A 19,353-nucleotide genomic window follows, 5' to 3' on the forward strand; every position below is an offset into this window, starting at 1 on the left:
GCTATGAACAAAAAAGAAAAAGGACTAACTGGTAAGCAAAAAGCCGCGCTCTTATTAATTTCTCTAGGACCGGAAGTGTCTGCTTCTATTTATAAGCATTTAAATGAAGAAGAAATCGAGCGGTTAACTCTAGAAATCTCTGGAGTGAAAAGAGTAGAGCCAGAAATAAAAGAAGACATTATAGAAGAGTTTCACAATATTGCCCTAGCACAGGATTATATTTCACAGGGCGGTATTGGTTACGCTAGAACTGTTCTTGAAAAGGCGTTAGGTAGTGAACATGCACAAGCAATCATTAACCGATTGACATCTTCGCTACAGGTTCGCCCTTTCGATTTTGCTAGAAGAGCAGAGCCAACCCAATTGTTTAATTTCATTCAAAATGAGCACCCACAAACTATTGCTCTTATTTTATCGTATCTTGAACCGCAGCAAGCAGGGATTATATTATCTTCACTGCCTCAGGAGGTACAAGCGGATATAGCAAGAAGGATAGCTACTATGGACTCCACTTCGCCTGAAGTGATTAGTGAAATTGAAGCAGTTTTAGAACGAAAGCTCTCATCCACAGTGACACAGGATTATACAGAAACCGGTGGAGTAGATGCAGTAGTAGAAGTTCTAAATGGAGTAGATCGTACTACAGAAAAAACGATTTTGGATGCTCTAGAAATTCAAGATCCAGAGCTTGCTGAAGAGATTAAGAAGAGAATGTTCGTATTCGAAGATATTGTTACTTTGGACAATCGTTCTATACAACGAGTTATTCGTGATTGTGAAAACGAGGATCTTATTCTGTCCATGAAGGTGTCGAGTGAGGAAGTAAAAGATATAATCTTCCGTAATATGTCTACACGCATGGCGGAGACATTCAAAGAAGAGATGGAAATCATGGGACCTGTTCGACTACGCGACGTAGAGGAAGCACAGAGCAGAATTGTGTCAGTAATCAGACGCTTAGAAGACGCTGGTGAAATCATTATTGCCCGTGGTGGAGGAGATGACATTATTGTCTAGAATTTTCCGAAACGTACAAATGAATGAGAACTCTGAAAAAATTCGTCCCATTCACATAAAAAATCTTTATGTGGAAGAGGATACAACAGAAGAGTCAGTTGTACATGAAAATTTTTCTGCTGATCGAAACAGAATGTTAGAGGAAGTAAATCAGGAAATAGCTAAAAAACAACAAGAACTTCAACAAGAACTAGAACATAGTAGGAACATTATTCAAAACGAGTTAAATGAGTGGAACGAGCAAAAGCTTAGTTATCAAAAAAGTGCTTATGATGAGGGTTTTGCGCAGGGACTAGAAGAGGGAAGACTAAAGGCTATGGCTGACATGCAAAATAAGCTAGCCGTAGCCAATGAAGCAATGCAAACAGCGTATACGAATGCCGCTGCTTACTTACAGCAACAAGAACAGGTGATTCTTGAGTTAAGTATTCGAAATGCGGAACGTATTTTAGGTGTTAAGTTAGAAGATGAACACGAGTTGTTTTTATCTATTGTTAGAAGGGGATTAAAGGAAGCTAGAGAAATGAAAGAAATCAAAATATATGTTTCTCCAGTATACTTTTCATTAGTCTCTGAGAATCGAGAAGAGCTTGCATCTATTTTTCCGGTAGACGTACCTTTTATGATTTTTGTTGATGAGGAAATGAATGATACCGATTGCTATATTGAGACAAACCATGGTCGGATTGTTGTAAGTATTGATGAACAAGTAAAAGAATTGAGACGTAAGCTAGTCGATATTCTTGAAAGTATGGAGTGAAAGTAAATGAAAGCAATCGATTTAATTCAACAAATACCAAACGTATCCACCTTTAAAAAGTATGGTCGCGTAAATCGTGTTGTTGGATTAATGATTGAATCCCAAGGCCCCGAGAGCTCCATTGGTGATGTATGTAAAATTCATATTAATTCCGTTAAAAATGGACCGTCAGTAATACTTGCAGAGGTAGTCGGTTTTAAAGAGGAAATAGTTATTTTAATGCCTTATACAAACATTCGCGAAATTTCAACAGGTTGCTTAGTGGAAGGAACTAATAGTCCTTTAGAGATAAAAGTAGGGCCAGAGCTGATAGGTAAAGTATTAGATTCTATGGGAAACCCGATAGATGGAACAGTATTACCTAAAGGGTTAAGCGCGGTTGGTACCGAACAAGATCCGCCAAATCCATTAACGAGACCACCTATCCATGAGCAAATTGAGGTGGGTGTGAAGGCGATTGATGGTATGCTTACAGTCGGAAAGGGACAAAGGGTTGGTATATTTGCTGGTTCGGGTGTAGGTAAAAGTACCTTATTGGGAATGATAGCAAGGAATACTAACGCTGATTTAAACGTTATAGCTCTAATTGGAGAACGTGGAAGAGAGGTTCGAGAGTTTATCGAACGTGATCTCGGCAAAGAGGGGCTGGAAAAATCTATAGTTGTTGCAGCTACATCTGATCAACCAGCACTCATGCGTATAAAAGGAGCTTTTACTGCGACTGCTATTGCAGAATATTTCCGTGATAAGGGCTTAAATGTCATGCTGATGATGGATTCTGTTACCCGTGTGGCAATGGCTCAACGTGAAATTGGACTAGCGGTAGGTGAGCCACCAGCAACAAGGGGCTATACACCTTCTGTTTTCTCTATTCTTCCGAAGTTGTTGGAGAGAACAGGTACAAATGAACGAGGAACTATTACTGCTTTCTATACAGTTTTAGTAGATGGTGACGATATGAATGAGCCAATAGCAGATACTGTACGAGGGATATTAGACGGGCATATTGTTCTGGATAGATCTCTTGCTAACAAAGGACAATTTCCTGCCATCAATGTGTTGAAAAGTATTAGTCGACTAATGAACCATATTTCAGATGAAGACCATGTAAAAGCAGCAGAAAGACTTAGAGAACTCTACTTTACTTACAATAAATCAGAGGATTTGATCAATATCGGTGCATATAAACGTGGAACCTCTCGGGAAATCGATGAGGCAATCCAATTTGAACCTTTAATAACCTCCTTTTTAAAGCAAGGATATCTCGATAAGGTTTCTTTGGAAAATAGCGTAAATGAATTAGTGACATTATCGGGTGGTGGAGCTTAAGATGGTTGCTTATCAATATAAATTTGCTAAGGTACTTACGGTTCGAGAACAAGAAAAGTCAGAGACAGAAATAGCATATAAGGAATCGGTGAATTCTTTTGAAGAGGTTGCTACTGAGCTATATAATCTTTTGAAAAAAAGAGAAAATACATTAGATGCACAAAATAATCTTTTAGTAAATGGTTTAAGTATAGATGGAATACATCATTACTCCAACTTTTTGGAAGGCTTACAAAAAAGAATTGAAGTAGTGCAGAAGGAAGTAGTTCAAGCTAGAGCAAAGATGAATTGGTATGAAGAAAAGTTATTAGAAAAAAGCTTAGAAGTTCGTAAGTTTGAAAAAATGAAAGAAAAAGATTTTGAAAACTTTCAACAAGAACAGTTTCGATTAGAGTCAATTGTATTAGATGAGATATCTTCCTTAAAGTTTCAAAACAAAGAGATTAGGTGAGTAAAGGCATGGCTAAACCGAATAACAAAAAGAAAAGCATACAAACGATGGACAAAGAGCCGAAGAAAGTGGGCTTAGGCAAGAAAATACTATATTTGTTTATCATACCGCTTCTCTTTGCTTTGGCTCTCCTTTTAACTTTTGCACAGATAACAAATATTAATGTTTTTGAAAAGGCTAAAGAACTAACCTCTCTAGGCCAAGAAGAGCCCATAGATGAAAACAAGAAAACATCTCGCTTAGAGGAGAGAGTTGTTTCTCTTCAAGCAGAGATCCAGCAAAAAGAAGTCCAAATCGATAAGCTCCAAGCCGAAGTAGATGGTTCAGAGAAATCTCAAGAATCATTGTTATTGGAACAGGAGAGTCTATTACAGCAAATTGAGGAATTAAAGAGACAAAACGAACAATCTAAAAGAGATTATGCAGAAGTAGTTTCTACTTTTGAAAAAATGTCAGCGAAGACTGCAGCACCTGTTATTACAAATATGAGTGATGCTGAGGCGCTAAGAATCTTAGCAAGTTTAAAACCAGATACAGTTGCAAAAATTTACGAAAAAATGTCCCCTCAGGATGCAGCAAAATATACCGAGCTAATGACTAAACAATAGAGCATGCTTCTTGTATTTGAAGGGAGGTGAAAAAATGAACATAGCGGCAATGGTTAATATGGGAAATTCAGTAGCAGTACAATCCAAACCACAGTTACAAGCAGGTAACGGACAGGCTTTTGGTAATGTATTTGGACAAATTCTTTCTAGTCAATCTATGCAACCTTCAGATGTATCGAATGGGGCAGATAAAGAGCTAAATTTTATTCAGGATTTACTTTCCCTTTTAGATGTTCAATCTATTGAAGAAGCACAGGAGTTGCTACAAGCTAATGATTTAACGGTAGATTCTAGTTCACTAAAACAATTGTTAAATAAGCTTCTAGGCGAAACTGATGATTTGTCCGAGCTGGAAGATCAAAAACAGGACATATGGGATATTCTCGCTGTCGTTTCGGAACAACCTAATAAGCTTGTTGAATCTATCCTTTTATCCTTGAATGGACAAGCGATGGCAAACCCAGTTGAGTCGATGCAAATAGTAATAAGCCCTGTTGAAGCAAAACAAGCGGTGGAGCTTTTAAAAATTGCTCAACTTATCGGTAACAAAAGTGATTTAACTTTTAAACAAGAATCTACGCTGTTTGATTTAAAGCAAACGTTAGAAACATTAAAGGAAAACTTAATGAATGTCTCTCTTAATCAAGGAAAGAGTACAATTCCTATTCCTAAAGCCTTTTTACAGCAAATGATGATGAATCAAACTGTTGTAAAAGGAGCGAATACAGAAGTAGTGACGGAAAGTAAAGAGATAAGTTCTTTGGTTCAAGGTCAAACGGCCACTGTACAAACAAAGGTAGAAACAGTAACAATGACTCTTCCTACTGAAAAACCTGCTCAGTCAGAGGAGTTTTTGAAAGAGCTTCAAAAGGTCATGAGCCGAGTACAATTTGGACAAGCTGGTGGAGCTAATAGGTTAGTTATTAAACTATATCCAGAACAGCTTGGGACGATTCGTATCGAGTTGATACAAAAGGATGGAATCCTTACTGCAAAAATGTTAGCCTCAACTGCTTTAGGGAAAGAAATGTTAGATACACATTCTGGTCAATTAAGACAAGGATTGGCAAATCAGAACATACAGGTTGAAAAACTAGAGATTACTCAAGCATTGCAGGACACTGCTAAGCAGGAGAGAAATCAAGGCTTCCAAGATTCGTCCTTTAAGCAGCAACAAGAGCAGGAGCAACAAGATTCTAATACAGAAAATCAGGATACTCAAACTACTTTCCAAGAATTTTTAAATGAAATAGAGGTATAACTATGGCCGACTTATCACCAATTACGAGTAATATGTATTTATCGTCTAAGAAGACTACTAAAACTACGGGTAATAGTACCCTTGGTAAGGATGAATTCTTAAAGATATTAATGGCACAGCTTCAAAATCAAGATCCGACAAATCCGATGAAAGACAATGAATTCATTGCCCAAATGGCTCAATTTTCATCTTTAGAGCAAATGACAAACCTAACAGCTGCATTTGAGAAGTTTGCAGAGGCACAAGAGCAAACTCAAATGATTGAATATAGTAACTTTGTTGGAAAACAAGTGAAATGGCATGAACTGACAGACAAGCTAGATGAAGCAGGTAAGCCAATTACCAATGAAGGTATCGGTTCAATCTCGGGAGTTAAATTTGTCAATGGAAGTGTAGAGTTCACGCTTTCGGATGGAAAGAAAATTACACCGGGTAATATATCTGAAGTACTATCAAGCAATGCAAACTCTAATAGTTTAGTAGAGGCAAGTATGATGATAGGAAAAACTGTTGGCTACACTACTGAAGCTGAGGAAGCGACAGGTGTTGTTGAGTCAGTATCAAAAAAAGACGGAGTAATCGTGTTTAATCTTGTTGGAGGAACAACAATAACATCAGACAAAATTAATTCTATTCAATAATAAATAGAACGGAGACATGCAATGGACCAAGTTACTATTAACCGCGTCACGCTGCAGCCAAGTATCCGTCAACCAATCACTTCTAAACAAGTCACATCGTCAAAGCAAGCGTTTTTACAGCATTTACATGAAGCCACGGTTAAAACGGAACTAAAGGTAAGCAAACATGCTAATCAGCGATTAATAGAAAGAGATATTCATATATCAGATGCGCAGTGGCAGCTTGTAAGTGATAAAGTATCAGAAGCGCGCTCAAAAGGTGTCAATGACTCATTAGTATTGATGGATCAAGCAGCTCTAATCGTAAGTGCAAAAAATGCAACGGTTATTACTGCTATGGATCGCACGGAAGCGAAAAACCAATTGTTTACCAATATTGACGGCACAATCGTGCTAGGATAGCAGGACCTTTATAGGATGCTATGTGCAGTGGACTGATTGAAGCTAGCACACAAATCGAAGGGAGAAATTAATCAATGATTCGTTCAATGTACTCAGGTATCTCAGGACTAAAAAACTTTCAAACAAAATTAGACGTTATAGGTAACAATATCTCAAACGTAAATACTTACGGATTTAAAAAAGGTCGTACTGTTTTTAAAGATTTAATCTCTCAAACAACTTCCGGTGCCTCTGGTGCTTCAGAAAATAGAGGAGGAGTAAATCCAAAGCAAGTAGGTTTAGGATCTCAATTAGCATCAATTGATACTATTCATACTGGGGGATCCCTTCAATCAACAGGTAATACACTAGATCTTGGATTGTCTGGAGACGGGTTCTTTATTGTAGGAGAGACAAATGCCACGCCTGTTCCTGGAGGAGCTGCAGCAGGATTGCAGAATTTTCAGTACACTCGAGCTGGGAATTTTTACATGGATGCAAATGGTTACTTAGTAAATGGAGAAGGAAAGTATGTTTATGGTTTTAGTGAAAATATGGAGGATATTGATACAACTGGAACTCCAGCAGGTCCAGGGACAGACCCTAACTATTCCATCGACCCAGATGGAACACCTACAGGGACAGTAGGACCCATCCGAATTCCTACAAACGCTAAAAGTATGTCAATATCTCAAGATGGTACTGTAACTTTTGTTGATGCATTCAATGAACTTCAGTATGCAGGAAAACTTATTACTGCTAAATTTCCAAACGCGGGTGGTTTAGAGAAATCGGGCAGCAACTATTATACACCATCAAGTAACTCTGGGGATCCTTTGTTCAGCTTTGCCACAAAAAATGGTGTAGGCTCAATCCAATCAGGCTTCCTAGAAATGTCTAACGTTGACTTATCTGAAGAGTTCACAGATATGATTGTGGCACAACGCGGATTCCAAGCAAATACTCGTATTATAACAACTTCAGACCAAATTCTAGAAGAATTAGTTAACTTAAAACGATAATCTGATAGTTTCAATGTAAGGGAGGGTTGGGCCGTTCCTTGAACGGTCCGGCCCTTAATAAATGATTAGTTTGACTCGTTTAAACGGTAAAGAGTTTTCGTTAAATGCATTATACATAGAGACGGTTGAATCTTTTCCGGATACTACGATAACGCTAACGAATGGTCATAAATATGTGGCGTTAGAATCTCGAGAAGATGTGTATTATAAAATCGCTCAGTTTTACAAGGAAGTACATATTTTATCGAATCCTTATTTAAGAGGTGAACAGGATGAAGAGTAACAGCAAGGTATTGACTATTATGTTAATAATTTTAGTTTCACTTACTTTAGTAGGTGTAGTTGCACTTATTGTATTTTTACAATTGAATAACGGGGATGAAAGCAAAGAGCCTACAATAGATGAAATTGTCGAATCCTCTGTAGACATTCAGGAAATCACAACCAATTTAGCTGGCGACAAATTTATCCGAATTTCTATGAAGGTACAAACGGATAGTACTGAGGCAGCTGAGGAGCTTACAAAACGTGATTTTCAAGTGAAAAATATTCTAATCACTGAGCTTTCAGAAATGACGCCAGAGGATTTAGAAGGTAAGCAAGGAAAGATAATATTGGAATCTTCTTTAAAAACTAAAATAAATGAATTAATGGATGATGGGGAAGTACAGCAAGTATATATTACTTCTTATATTATTCAGTAAAGTACTTTTTTGAATGGAGGTGGGCAGATTGGCAGGAGATATATTATCTCAATCAGAAATAGATGCATTGTTAAGTGCCCTTTCAACCGGTGAAATGACAGCAGATGAAATGAAGAGCGAACAAGAATCAAAAAAAATTCGTTCCTACGATTTTAAAAGAGCTTTGCGTTTCTCGAAAGATCAAATACGCAGTCTTACTCGTATACATGAAAATTTTGCTCGTCTTTTAACCACATTTTTTTCTGCCCAGTTAAGAACATATGTCCAAATATCTGTAGTATCGGTTGACCAAATCCCTTTTGAAGAGTTTATACGTTCTGTACCACATATGACTCTTATAAATGTTTTTGAGGTACCACCATTAGAAGGAAATATACTAATGGAGATTAACCCAAACATCGCCTATTCTATGCTAGATTTGTTGATGGGTGGGAAAGGGCAGGCGCATACAAAGGTAGATAATTTAACAGAGATTGAAACGAAAATAATGACTAATTTATTCGAACGTTCCTTTGATAACCTGAGAGAAGCCTGGGTTAATATAGCAGATATCGATCCTATATTGACGGAGTTAGAGGTAAATCCTCAATTTCTTCAAATGATTTCGCCAAATGAAACAGTGGTTGTGATATCCTTTAATACTGTTATTGGTGAAACTAGCGGAATGATAAATATTTGTATCCCTCATGTAGTATTAGAGCCGATTGTGCCAAATCTTTCTGTTCGTTACTGGATGCAGACTAATAAGAAAGAGGTATCCCCAGAGCAATTGGCTGTACTGAAAAAACGAGTTAAATCTGCTGAAATACCAGTCGTAGCTGAGCTTGGTTCCACTGATATATCGATTGAAGATTTATTATATTTACAGCATGGGGATGTTGTACAACTAAACGCTAAAATTGAGGATGCCCTTACAATAAAAGTAGGAGACATACCAAAATTTAAAGCACAACCAGGAAAACTAAAGAAACATATGGCAGTACAAATTATTGAAACTTTGAAAGGAGGAGAGGATGATGATGAGTGATGATATGCTCTCCCAAGAAGAAATTGAAGCCCTCCTACGAGGAACGGTTGACAATATAAGTGGAAATGAAACAGACACAAATACAACAAATGTAGAAGATTATTTAGACTCTTTTGCAATCGATACTTTAGGAGAAATTGGTAATATATCCTTTGGAAGCTCAGCGACTGCATTATCTTCGCTATTGGGTCAGAAAGTTGATATTACAACTCCAAATATAAGCATGATTAATAGAAGTAAATTAGTAGAGGAGTTTCCACATCCGTATGTTGCTGTACAAGTTCAATATACTGCTGGATTAATAGGTATGAACCTATTAGTCATTAAGCAATCAGATGCAGCAATAATTGCAGATTTAATGTTAGGCGGAGACGGAATAGATCCTAGTCCTCAACTAAGTGAAATTCAATTAAGTGCAGTTCAGGAAGCAATGAACCAAATGATGGGTTCGGCTGCTACTTCTATGTCAACTGTATTCAATAAAAAAGTGGACATCTCCCCACCATCCATAGACATTCTAAATTTATTAGAAGGTGAAGGCGAAGAAGCAATTCCTAATGATGACTTACTAATTAAAGTGTCATTTAGATTGCGTGTAGGAAGTTTAATAGACTCCAATATTATGCAGCTAATCCCTCTGGAATTCGGTCTGAATCTTGTTAAATCATTATTGGGAGAGGAAGAAGCAGAACCAGAAGCTGCTGCCACTGTATACGAAGAAAGAGTTAATAACAATCACGTATCTGCACCGGAACCAGATTATTATGAGGCACCACAGATTCAACAGCCCGTTGCTCCACAGCAACCTCAACAATCTAGACAAAGTAATACACGTCCGGTAGAAGTGCAACAAGCGCAATTTGCAAGCTTTGAAGCATCAAACCTTACTCCTAACGAGTCAAGAAATTTAAATTTACTTCTTGATATACCGCTTCAAGTAACAGTAGAATTAGGACGTACTAGAAGAACGGTAAAGGAAATTCTGGAACTTACTAGTGGTTCAATCATAGAACTGGACAAATTGGCAGGAGAGCCTGTAGATATTCTTGTCAATAATCGTCATATTGCAAAAGGCGAGGTAGTAGTAATTGATGAGAACTTTGGTGTTCGTATTACAGATATTCTAAGCCAAGCAGAACGAATTAATAATTTACGATAAGTACTGGAGGAGACATATTATGTCGAAAAGAATTTTAATAGTGGACGATGCTGCATTTATGCGCATGATGATTAAGGATATTTTATCTAAAAATGGTTTTGAAGTAGTAGGTGAGGCGGCTGACGGGGCACAAGCAGTTGAAAAATACGCTGAGCTTAAACCAGATTTAGTGACAATGGATATCACTATGCCTGAAATGGACGGTATTGCTGCATTGAAGAAGATTAAAGAAAAAGATCCTAGCGCAACTATTATTATGTGTTCAGCAATGGGGCAACAAGCAATGGTTATTGATGCCATTCAAGCAGGAGCAAAGGATTTTATCGTTAAACCATTCCAAGCAGATCGAGTAATTGAAGCAATCTCAAAAGCGATAGGGTAATTAATGATGTGGAAGCTTTACCTCAGTATTTGCATCGCATTGTTTTTATTAGTTTTACCTTTTCCAATGGGAGCAGAAGCTTCTGTAGATTCAAATGAAAGCATCAAGGAACATCTGGAACGTGTAAATAACGAATCCGATGCAACTAAAAAGTCAGAACAAAATATTGAGGAAGATAATGCGGTAGTACCTGAAGAAAATACTTCGCAAGATTCGAAGTCAAGTGGAGTATCTATTACAGCTTGGGATTACATCAAAATGATATTCGCTTTGTTATTTGTGATTGCTTTACTTTATGGACTATTACGTTTCCTCAATAAAAGAAATAGAAGCTTCCAGCATAACCAACTCATCCATAATCTTGGAGGAGTTGGAATGGGGCAGGGAAAATCAATTCAATTATTGCAAGTGGGCAACTCACTCTATTTAGTTGGAATTGGAGAAAATATTAACTTATTAAAAGAAATCACTGATCCTCAAGAAATAGAAGAGTTAACTAAGATATATGAAGACAAGCTTGGTAGTGGGCCAACACTACCTCATGTAATGGAATTAATGAACAAAGTGATTAAAAACAAGACTAGTTCTACTAAAAATAATGAAAATCCTTCATTCAATGAAACGTTCCAAAAGAAATTAGAAGATATTAAAAGAGACCGTAGTGAAGTATTAAAGGATTGGAAGACAAAGGAGCGCAAAAACAATGAATGATTTCGTCCAATTTTTCTCGGACAGCGATCCGTCAAATGTCTCCACTTCTATCAAATTAATGCTATTACTTACGGTCTTGTCTTTGGCGCCGAGTATATTAATATTAATGACATCTTTTGCAAGAATCATTATAATTTTGTCTTTTGTTCGTACTGCTCTAGCAACACAGCAAATGCCACCAAACCAAGTATTAGTTGGATTGGCACTTTTCCTTACGTTTTTTATCATGGCGCCAACGCTCCAGGAAGTGAATGAAACAGCCTTAACTCCTCTATTTGACGAAGAGATAACTTTGGAAGAGGCATATGAGAATGCTAGTGGACCTTTTAAAGAGTTTATGAGTGAGCATACAAGGCAAAAGGATTTAGAGTTATTCTTACGATATACCGAGGCAGAACGACCAGAAACGATTGATGATATTCCATTAACGGTGATGGTTCCAGCTTTTGCTTTAAGTGAGATTAAGACAGCCTTTCAAATAGGCTTTATGATTTTTATCCCTTTCCTAGTGATTGACATGATCGTCGCTAGTGTATTGATGTCTATGGGGATGATGATGTTACCTCCGGTAATGATTTCATTACCATTTAAGATTTTACTATTTGTGTTAGTAGATGGATGGTATTTAGTCATGAAATCCATCTTACAAAGTTTTTAGGAGCTGATTGTATTGAGTAATGAAATGGTAATATCAATTGCAGAAAGAGCCATTTGGGTCATTCTTCTTGCATCAGGTCCTCTTTTGTTGGTTGCATTAATAACTGGTCTTGCGGTGTCTATCTTTCAGGCGACCACACAGATTCAGGAACAAACTCTTGCATTTGTTCCTAAAATTATTGCAGTATTAGTGGCTATTGTCTTTTTTGGGCCATGGATGCTGTCACAAGTAACCTCCTATGCAGCAGATATTTTTGAAAATTTAGTGAGATATATTGGTTAGTTCAATGGAAGAAATAATACCAAGCCTAACTATATTATTATTGATCATTGCAAGAGTTTCTGCGTTTTTTGTTACTTTACCTTTATTTTCACATCGTACTATTCCAGCCACGCATCGAATAGGCTTTGCAATTGTTCTTTCATGGATGATGTATTATACGTTGGATGTTACACCATTTGAAATAAATGGAGAGTACATATTACTAATTATAAAGGAAGTTATGGTTGGGTTATTTATAGGGTTACTTGCTTACATAATTCTTTCTGCCATACAAATTGCTGGTGGATTTATCGATTTCCAAATGGGATTTGCGATAGCGAATGTTATAGACCCCCAAACGGGAGCTCAAAGTCCTCTAATCGGTCAATTTCTAAACATTATTGCTCTTCTTCTATTACTAGCATTAAATGGGCATCATTTGCTATTGGATGGAATTTTTTATAGCTATCAATTTATTCCTATGGAAACTTCATCGCTAGCATTTGGGCAAGAAAACTATGTGGAGTTCATCATGAAGACATTTGCAGGAGTGTTTGCAGTTGCCTTTCAGATGTCTATTCCTATAGTAGCAACTTTGTTTTTAGTAGATATTGCATTAGGGATAACTGCTCGTACAGTTCCTCAACTGAATATATTTGTAGTGGGTTTCCCTATTAAAATAGGAGTTACATTTATTGTTTTGTTAGTCATGATGGGAGTTTTACTAGCAGTTATGCAGAAAATGTTTGAAATCATGATTATAAGTATGCGAGATTTAATGATTATTTTAGGTGGTGGCTAATATGTTGATGCTCCGATTGGATCTACAGTATTTCGCAGGAGAAAAAACAGAAAAAGCTACTCCTAAAAAACGGCAGGATTCTAGAAAAAAAGGACAAGTGTTAAAGAGCCAGGATGTTACAAGCGCCATTGTGTTGCTTGCAGTATTCCTCTTCATGTTTTTCTTTGCGGGGTTTTTACGCAATGAAATATTTACATTTTTTAATGTTACTTTTACTAAATATATGCTGATGGATACAGTAACTATAGAAATAGCCTTAGAAATTTATAAAGATATGCTGATGGAAATGGCTTTTATCTTGTTACCTATCATGCTGGTAGCTGTGGTTGCAGCTATTGCAGCTAATTTTTTTCAGTTTGGGTTGCTCTTTACGACTGAGCCCTTAAAGTTTGACTTAAAAAAAATAGACCCTATAAAAGGGTTAAAACGAATCTTCTCGATGAAGGCAATAATTGAACTATTAAAGTCCATTCTTAAAATTTCTTTTATTGGATCGGTTACGACTCTTATTATATGGATGAATCTGGAGCAAGTGCTTTCCCTTTCTTTTAAAACTGCTTGGGATACCTTATCTACCATCGGATGGCTTACAGGAATGATGGGAATAGCAGCTTCCTTTGTATTGTTGTTTATATCGATCTTAGATTTCTTCTATCAACGCTTTGATTATGAGAAAAATTTGAAGATGTCTAAGCAGGATATAAAAGACGAGCATAAGAACACAGAGGGAGATCCTATCATTAAATCCCGAATTCGTCAGCGTCAAAGAGAAATGGCCATGCGGAGAATGATGCAGGAAATTCCAACAGCAGATGTTGTTATTACGAACCCTACCCATTTTGCAATTGCTTTAAAGTATGATGATTCCTCTATGGATGCGCCAGTAGTAATAGCTAAGGGGGCAGACTTTGTTGCTCAGAAGATTAAATTGATTGCTAAAGAAAATAATGTAGTCATGGTTGAAAACCGGCCACTTGCTAGAGCAATGTACGATCAAGTTGAAATTGGTCAAAGAATTCCTGATGAATTTTTTAAGGCTGTTGCAGAGGTTCTAGCTTATGTATATCGCATTAAACAAAAAATTTAAAGATTGAGGTGGAAGTATATGCAAGTTCGCGATATATCCGTATTAGCAGCAGTAATTTCTATTGTGGCTATGCTCGTGATACCTCTTCCTCATTGGTTATTGAGTTTTTTAATAATCGTTAATATTACTATAGCTTTATTAATTTTAATGACCGCAATGAATATGCAGGAGGCGCTACAATTTTCCGTCTTTCCTACACTGTTATTACTAGTAACTTTGTTTAGGCTTGCACTTAATGTCTCAACGACACGTGCGATTTTGTCCGAGGGAGATGCAGGGAAGGTAGTTGAAACCTTTGGTACTTTTGTAACCGGGGGGAATATGTTAGTTGGTCTAGTCGTTTTTGCTATTTTAGTAATTATTCAATTCATTGTAATAACAAAAGGTGCTGAGCGTGTATCAGAGGTTGCAGCGCGCTTTACATTAGATGCTATGCCTGGTAAACAGATGAGTATTGATGCGGATCTTAATGCTGGGATGATTTCTGAAAAAGAAGCAAGAGAACGACGTGAAAAAGTCAGCGGAGAAGCAGATTTTTACGGGGCAATGGACGGTGCTACGAAATTCGTAAAAGGTGATGCTATTGCGGGTATTATTATCGTAATTATCAACCTTCTATTTGGTGTCATCATTGGAGTCGTTCAGTTTGGTTTGCCTTTTGGAGAAGCAGCGGTATTATTCTCTACATTGACTGTAGGGGACGGACTTGTGTCACAAATTCCGGCGCTTTTAATCTCTACCGCGACGGGTATAGTTGTTACAAGAGCTGCGTCAAAAGGAAATTTGGGCGGAGATATTACTGGACAGCTATTGAATCAGCCTAAGCTTCTTTATGTAGCTGCGGGGACAATTGCACTTCTAGGGATAGTAACCCCTATTGGACTTCTTTTAACTTTACCTATTTCTCTTATACTTGTCATTGGCGCTTATATGATGAGTAAGGCAGAAAAAGAAGACCCAGAAGAGCTAGAGGAATTTCAAGAGGAAGCAGCCACAGATAATATGAAAAGTCCAGAGAATGTTATTAATCTATTAAACGTAGATCCAATAGAATTTGAGTTCGGCTATGGATTGATACCACTTGTGGATACTGCACAGGGCGGAGATTTACTTGATCGAGTAGTTATGATAAGAAGACAGCTTGCATTAGAGCTTGGAATAGTTATACCGGTTGTACGGATTCGAGACAATATCCAGCTTCAGCCAAATGAGTACCGTATAAAGATTAAAGGGAACGAGATGGCTAGAGGAGAGCTATTGCTCGATCATTATTTGGCGATGAGCCCTGGTGATGACGATACAATCGATGGAATAGACACAGTAGAACCATCTTTCGGTCTTCCAGCTAAATGGATAACAGAGGCTGTAAAAGAGGAAGCAGAGATAATGGGCTATACAGTGGTTGACCCACCAAGCGTAGTCTCAACGCATATGACGGAAATTATTCGAAATCATGCACATGAATTATTAGGTAGACAGGAAACTAAGCAATTAATCGATCATATTCGCGAGACTTCACCTATATTAGTGGATGAATTAACTCCAACTCCGATGACTATAGGAGAGATTCAAAAGGTTTTAGGCAACCTGCTAAGAGAGCATGTATCGATAAGAAACTTACCTATTATTTTTGAAACACTAGCTGATTATTCAAAAATGACATCTGATGTCGATATATTAACTGAGTATACGAGACAAGCATTAGCGAAGCAAATAACTTCTCAATATGCTGGTAATAGTAATGTGCTAAAAGTTTTAACAGTATCTGGCAGAGTTGAAAAAATTGTCGCTGATAGTATTCAACAAACGGAGCATGGGAATTACCTTTCCATCGATCCGAATGACTCACAGGCTATTTTAGAATCTATGGCTAGAGAAATTGAACGTGCTTCACTGATGGAGCAGTCACCAATTATACTATGCTCTCCAGCAGTAAGAATGTATTTAAGACAAATGACAGAGAGATATTTCCCTCAAATACCGATTCTTTCCTATAACGAGTTAGAATCATCAATTGAGGTACAAAGCGTCGGGGTGGTGAATGTGGAGTGAAGATGAAAAAATATGTAGCAGCTACAATGCCAGAAGCGATGAAGGCTATTCGAAATGAATTGGGTGAGGAAGCGGTAATCTTAAGCTCTAAAGTAGTATATTCAAAGGGTTTCATTGGAATGTTCAAAAAGAAGTCTATTGAAGTATTAGCTGGCATAGACACAGTTGAACCTCCCGTTCATACACCTGATTATCCCGTCTTTAAGCAAGAGCCCGACGTTAACCATGCGTCAGAGATAAAAAAAGAACTAGAAGACTTAAAGAAAATGGTGAAATCTATCCAACGTCCGCAGCTAGAGCAGCAATACCCGGAAGAATTTCAAATACTTATAAATCATCTTAAGCAGCAGGAATTGGCAGAGGAGCTTATCACTAGCATGAGTGATGAGCTTTTTGTGCATGAAATAAATAGAGATTCTATAAATATAGAGGAACAGATTGAGCTTACAAAAGACTATATTTATAACTTGCTTAAGGATCTCCCTTTCGGAGGTATATCCTATGAAAGAAAATTCATCAATGTGTTAGGCCCAACTGGGGTTGGTAAAACAACGACTATAGCAAAAATGGCTGCTCGTGCTGTTTTAGAGAAAAAGAAAAAGGTTGGATTCATCACAACTGATACTTATCGGATTGCTGCTATTGAGCAGTTGAAGACTTACGCCGGTCTTCTTCAGGCACCCATTGAAATAGTTTACAGTCCTAAAGATTTTCAGCAAGCTGTTGAGAAGTTTGAATCATTGGATCTTGTATTTATAGACACCGCTGGTCGGAATTACAAGGAAATGAAATTCGTTGAGGATTTACAAAAACTGATAGATTTTAAGAGTAATACAGAAACGTATCTTGTTCTCTCTTCAACCTCAAAAGAAACAGACATGAGTGTAATTATAGAACAATTTGTAGATTTTCCTATTGAAAAATTAATTTTTACTAAAATAGATGAAACAAATTCTATTGGCTCCATTATTAATTTAATGGTTAAATATAACAAGGGCCTTGCGTACTACACAGATGGTCAAGAAGTACCTGAAGATATCGTTGAAGCTAGTCTAGAAGAATTACTTGATTTATTATTAAAGGGGATTCACTATGAGAGATCAAGCTGAGGAATTAAGAATGAAGATGCTTCGAAGCCACAGTAAATTAGGTCGCTCTATAGCTGTTGTCAGCGGTAAAGGGGGAGTAGGTAAAAGTAATTTTTCAACCAACTTTACAACAATGCTTAGTGCTCAAGGAAAAAAAGTAGTATTAATAGATATGGATATCGGTATGGGTAACATCCATATTTTACTAGGTAAAACTGTTCCTACTAATTTAAAGGATTATTTACTTGGAGAAAAATTATTGGAGAGTGTCATGTATGAAGGGCCATACGGACTTCAATATATCTCAGGAGGATCTGGATTAAATGGTGTTATGGAATGGACCGATACTATGTTTCAACGACTGATTGAAGCCTTTGAATATCTTCAAAAATCCTTCGATTTTATCGTGTTTGATATGGGAGCCGGAGCAACTTCACAGGCATTAGATTTAATTGTTGCAGTGGATGATATTATCGTTATTTCAACTGCTGAGCCTACTTCGATTACAGATGCTTATTCTATGATGAAATATATACATTATAAGGATCCTGAAAAGAACTTTTTTCTTTTGTGTAATCGAGCGTTTTCAGAGGAGGAGGGAAAAGACACTACAGCTAGACTTAAATTGGCAATGTCTAAATTTCTCTCTAAGGAAGTATTAGTCCTTGGTTCCTTGCCAGAAGATCCATATGTTCGCAAAGCTGTCCAACAACAAGAACCATTTTCTGTGTTATATCCACAGGCAGAAATTAGTAAAAAGCTTTACAAGATAGTAAACAAATTTACAGAAGTACAAATAGAGGAGATACCCTCAAAACCTAGTAAATTTATCGATAGATTAAAGAGTATCTTTAAAGGGAGGCCTTAAAGATTTGGCATGATTTCTAAAAAAAAATTACTTATAGTAGATGATTCAGCCTTCATGCGCAAATTGATAGGAGATTTTTTTAAGGAAAGTACCCTAATCGAGGTAGTCGGTATCGCGCGCAATGGTGCCGATGCCATTCGAAAGATTAAATCACTTCGACCAGATGTAGTTACTATGGACGTTGAGATGCCAGAAATGAATGGACTAGAGGCTTTAAAGCAAATCATGTCTGAAAGTCCTGTTGCAGTTATCATGCTGTCTAGCAATACCCAACGGGGAACAGAAAGTACATTGCTTGCTATAGAATATGGAGCAGTAGATTTTGTAGCTAAACCAAGCGGTACCATTTCACTAGACTTACATAAGATTAAAGATGAATTGGTTGAAAAGGTAGAGCATGCAGCAACCATTCCTATTACGAAAATAAAAACACGTGCATTAATACCTTCAAACAAGCAAGAGGTAAGAGAAATACAACCAATTAAGCATTCATGGAACAAAAACAAAAAAAAGATGGTTTTGATTGGTACTTCCACGGGAGGTCCGAGAGCATTACAAGAAGTTCTACCTAACTTACCAAAAGATATGAAGGCACCTGTTCTCATCGTTCAACATATGCCTGCAGGATTTACTAAATCACTAGCGGATAGACTAAATCAACTATCCGAAATTGAGGTGAAAGAGGCCGAGCAAGGGGATATCATTCGAGATGGCCATGCTTATATTGCTCCAGGTGGCTTTCATATGAGAGTTCAAAAAACAGGAAGTGTTTATACGATTAAACTAGACGACATTGAACCACCTAGAGGAGGGCATAGACCATCTGTAGACGTACTCTTAGAAGATAATAGTATGTATAATGATTTTGATAAAATTACAGTCATTATGACAGGAATGGGGTCAGATGGCTCCAATGGCCTCAAGCAATTAAAGAAGATGGGAAATGTAGTTGCTATAGCTGAATCCGCAAGTACGTGCATTGTATATGGAATGCCTAAGGCAGCGGTGGAAACAAAATTAGTAAATGATGTAGTTGATTTAGATAAAATTGCAAACACAATAATACAATACTTGCCTTAAAGGG

General features: G+C 37.2%; 23 protein-coding genes. All 23 read left to right on the top strand.

Features of this window, described 5'->3' with window-relative positions:
* Positions 1-3 precede the first annotated feature (3 nt).
* The 23 genes from fliG to ACQKNZ_RS06645 all read left to right on the top strand — a co-directional run bounded on the left by fliG (position 4) and on the right by ACQKNZ_RS06645 (position 19,349).
* Positions 4-1,017, top strand: a complete 1,014-nt coding sequence (fliG, locus tag ACQKNZ_RS06535; protein WP_151110556.1) for a flagellar motor switch protein FliG — start codon at positions 4-6, stop codon at positions 1,015-1,017.
* The gene (gene fliH / locus ACQKNZ_RS06540) at positions 1,001-1,777 is read left to right on the top strand and encodes a flagellar assembly protein FliH (protein WP_154311123.1); all 777 of its coding nucleotides are present in this window, start codon (positions 1,001-1,003) and stop codon (positions 1,775-1,777) included. The genes fliG and fliH overlap by 17 nt, the downstream gene beginning before the upstream one ends.
* 6 nt (positions 1,778-1,783) lie before the next feature.
* Positions 1,784-3,106, top strand: a complete 1,323-nt coding sequence (fliI, locus tag ACQKNZ_RS06545; protein WP_154311122.1) for a flagellar protein export ATPase FliI — start codon at positions 1,784-1,786, stop codon at positions 3,104-3,106.
* Between the two features lies 1 nt (position 3,107).
* Positions 3,108-3,557, top strand: a complete 450-nt coding sequence (gene fliJ / locus ACQKNZ_RS06550; protein ID WP_154311121.1) for a flagellar export protein FliJ — start codon at positions 3,108-3,110, stop codon at positions 3,555-3,557.
* Positions 3,558-3,565: 8 nt separating this feature from the next.
* Positions 3,566-4,165 (top strand): MotE family protein, encoded by a 600-nt coding sequence (locus tag ACQKNZ_RS06555; RefSeq protein WP_154311120.1) that lies wholly within the window; start codon positions 3,566-3,568, stop codon positions 4,163-4,165.
* Positions 4,166-4,199: 34 nt separating this feature from the next.
* On the top strand, positions 4,200-5,426 hold the full coding sequence (locus ACQKNZ_RS06560) for a flagellar hook-length control protein FliK (protein WP_154311119.1): 1,227 nt from the start codon (positions 4,200-4,202) through the stop codon (positions 5,424-5,426).
* 2 nt (positions 5,427-5,428) lie between these two features.
* Positions 5,429-6,067 carry a flagellar hook assembly protein FlgD gene (flgD, locus tag ACQKNZ_RS06565; RefSeq protein ID WP_154311118.1) on the top strand — a complete coding sequence of 213 codons (639 nt, stop codon included), beginning with the start codon at positions 5,429-5,431 and terminating at the stop codon, positions 6,065-6,067.
* A gap of 21 nt (positions 6,068-6,088) precedes the next feature.
* A complete protein-coding gene (locus ACQKNZ_RS06570) occupies positions 6,089-6,469 on the top strand; it encodes a TIGR02530 family flagellar biosynthesis protein (protein WP_154311117.1) in 381 nt (126 codons plus the stop codon).
* Positions 6,470-6,543: 74 nt separating this feature from the next.
* On the top strand, positions 6,544-7,470 hold the full coding sequence (flgG, locus tag ACQKNZ_RS06575) for a flagellar basal body rod protein FlgG (protein ID WP_154311116.1): 927 nt from the start codon (positions 6,544-6,546) through the stop codon (positions 7,468-7,470).
* A gap of 61 nt (positions 7,471-7,531) precedes the next feature.
* Positions 7,532-7,753, top strand: coding sequence for a flagellar FlbD family protein (locus ACQKNZ_RS06580; RefSeq protein ID WP_154311115.1), 222 nt, complete (start codon positions 7,532-7,534; stop codon positions 7,751-7,753).
* The gene (gene fliL / locus ACQKNZ_RS06585) at positions 7,743-8,174 is read left to right on the top strand and encodes a flagellar basal body-associated protein FliL (protein WP_154311114.1); all 432 of its coding nucleotides are present in this window, start codon (positions 7,743-7,745) and stop codon (positions 8,172-8,174) included. Before ACQKNZ_RS06580 ends, fliL begins: the two co-directional genes overlap by 11 nt.
* Before the next feature lie 28 nt (positions 8,175-8,202).
* The gene (gene fliM, locus ACQKNZ_RS06590; RefSeq protein WP_427658664.1) at positions 8,203-9,201 is read left to right on the top strand and encodes a flagellar motor switch protein FliM; all 999 of its coding nucleotides are present in this window, start codon (positions 8,203-8,205) and stop codon (positions 9,199-9,201) included.
* On the top strand, positions 9,194-10,360 hold the full coding sequence (gene fliY / locus ACQKNZ_RS06595) for a flagellar motor switch phosphatase FliY (protein ID WP_151113725.1): 1,167 nt from the start codon (positions 9,194-9,196) through the stop codon (positions 10,358-10,360). The genes fliM and fliY overlap by 8 nt, the downstream gene beginning before the upstream one ends.
* Positions 10,361-10,379: 19 nt before the next feature.
* Complete coding sequence (locus tag ACQKNZ_RS06600) at positions 10,380-10,742, top strand: response regulator (protein ID WP_144538062.1); 363 nt, start codon at positions 10,380-10,382, stop codon at positions 10,740-10,742.
* A gap of 6 nt (positions 10,743-10,748) precedes the next feature.
* On the top strand, positions 10,749-11,453 hold the full coding sequence (locus ACQKNZ_RS06605; protein ID WP_191963874.1) for a flagellar biosynthetic protein FliO: 705 nt from the start codon (positions 10,749-10,751) through the stop codon (positions 11,451-11,453).
* The gene (gene fliP, locus ACQKNZ_RS06610; protein WP_144538064.1) at positions 11,446-12,111 is read left to right on the top strand and encodes a flagellar type III secretion system pore protein FliP; all 666 of its coding nucleotides are present in this window, start codon (positions 11,446-11,448) and stop codon (positions 12,109-12,111) included. Before ACQKNZ_RS06605 ends, fliP begins: the two co-directional genes overlap by 8 nt.
* A 12-nt stretch (positions 12,112-12,123) precedes the next feature.
* Positions 12,124-12,393 carry a flagellar biosynthesis protein FliQ gene (gene fliQ, locus ACQKNZ_RS06615; protein ID WP_144538065.1) on the top strand — a complete coding sequence of 90 codons (270 nt, stop codon included), beginning with the start codon at positions 12,124-12,126 and terminating at the stop codon, positions 12,391-12,393.
* Positions 12,394-12,397: 4 nt separating this feature from the next.
* On the top strand, positions 12,398-13,174 hold the full coding sequence (gene fliR, locus ACQKNZ_RS06620) for a flagellar biosynthetic protein FliR (protein ID WP_154312325.1): 777 nt from the start codon (positions 12,398-12,400) through the stop codon (positions 13,172-13,174).
* Position 13,175: 1 nt separating this feature from the next.
* A complete protein-coding gene (flhB, locus tag ACQKNZ_RS06625; RefSeq protein ID WP_144538067.1) occupies positions 13,176-14,261 on the top strand; it encodes a flagellar biosynthesis protein FlhB in 1,086 nt (361 codons plus the stop codon).
* Between the two features lie 18 nt (positions 14,262-14,279).
* Positions 14,280-16,313: a flagellar biosynthesis protein FlhA gene (flhA, locus tag ACQKNZ_RS06630; protein ID WP_144538068.1), complete on the top strand. Its 2,034-nt coding sequence runs from the start codon at positions 14,280-14,282 to the stop codon at positions 16,311-16,313.
* On the top strand, positions 16,310-17,422 hold the full coding sequence (gene flhF / locus ACQKNZ_RS06635) for a flagellar biosynthesis protein FlhF (protein WP_154311111.1): 1,113 nt from the start codon (positions 16,310-16,312) through the stop codon (positions 17,420-17,422). Before flhA ends, flhF begins: the two co-directional genes overlap by 4 nt.
* Positions 17,406-18,269: a MinD/ParA family protein gene (locus tag ACQKNZ_RS06640; protein ID WP_154311110.1), complete on the top strand. Its 864-nt coding sequence runs from the start codon at positions 17,406-17,408 to the stop codon at positions 18,267-18,269. Before flhF ends, ACQKNZ_RS06640 begins: the two co-directional genes overlap by 17 nt.
* A 9-nt stretch (positions 18,270-18,278) precedes the next feature.
* Positions 18,279-19,349: a protein-glutamate methylesterase/protein-glutamine glutaminase gene (locus tag ACQKNZ_RS06645; RefSeq protein ID WP_151110523.1), complete on the top strand. Its 1,071-nt coding sequence runs from the start codon at positions 18,279-18,281 to the stop codon at positions 19,347-19,349.
* The last annotated feature ends 4 nt before the right edge of the window (positions 19,350-19,353 follow it).

It is taken from the genome of Psychrobacillus sp. NPDC093200 (assembly GCF_050280345.1).
GTDB lineage: Bacteria > Bacillota > Bacilli > Bacillales_A > Planococcaceae > Psychrobacillus > Psychrobacillus faecigallinarum.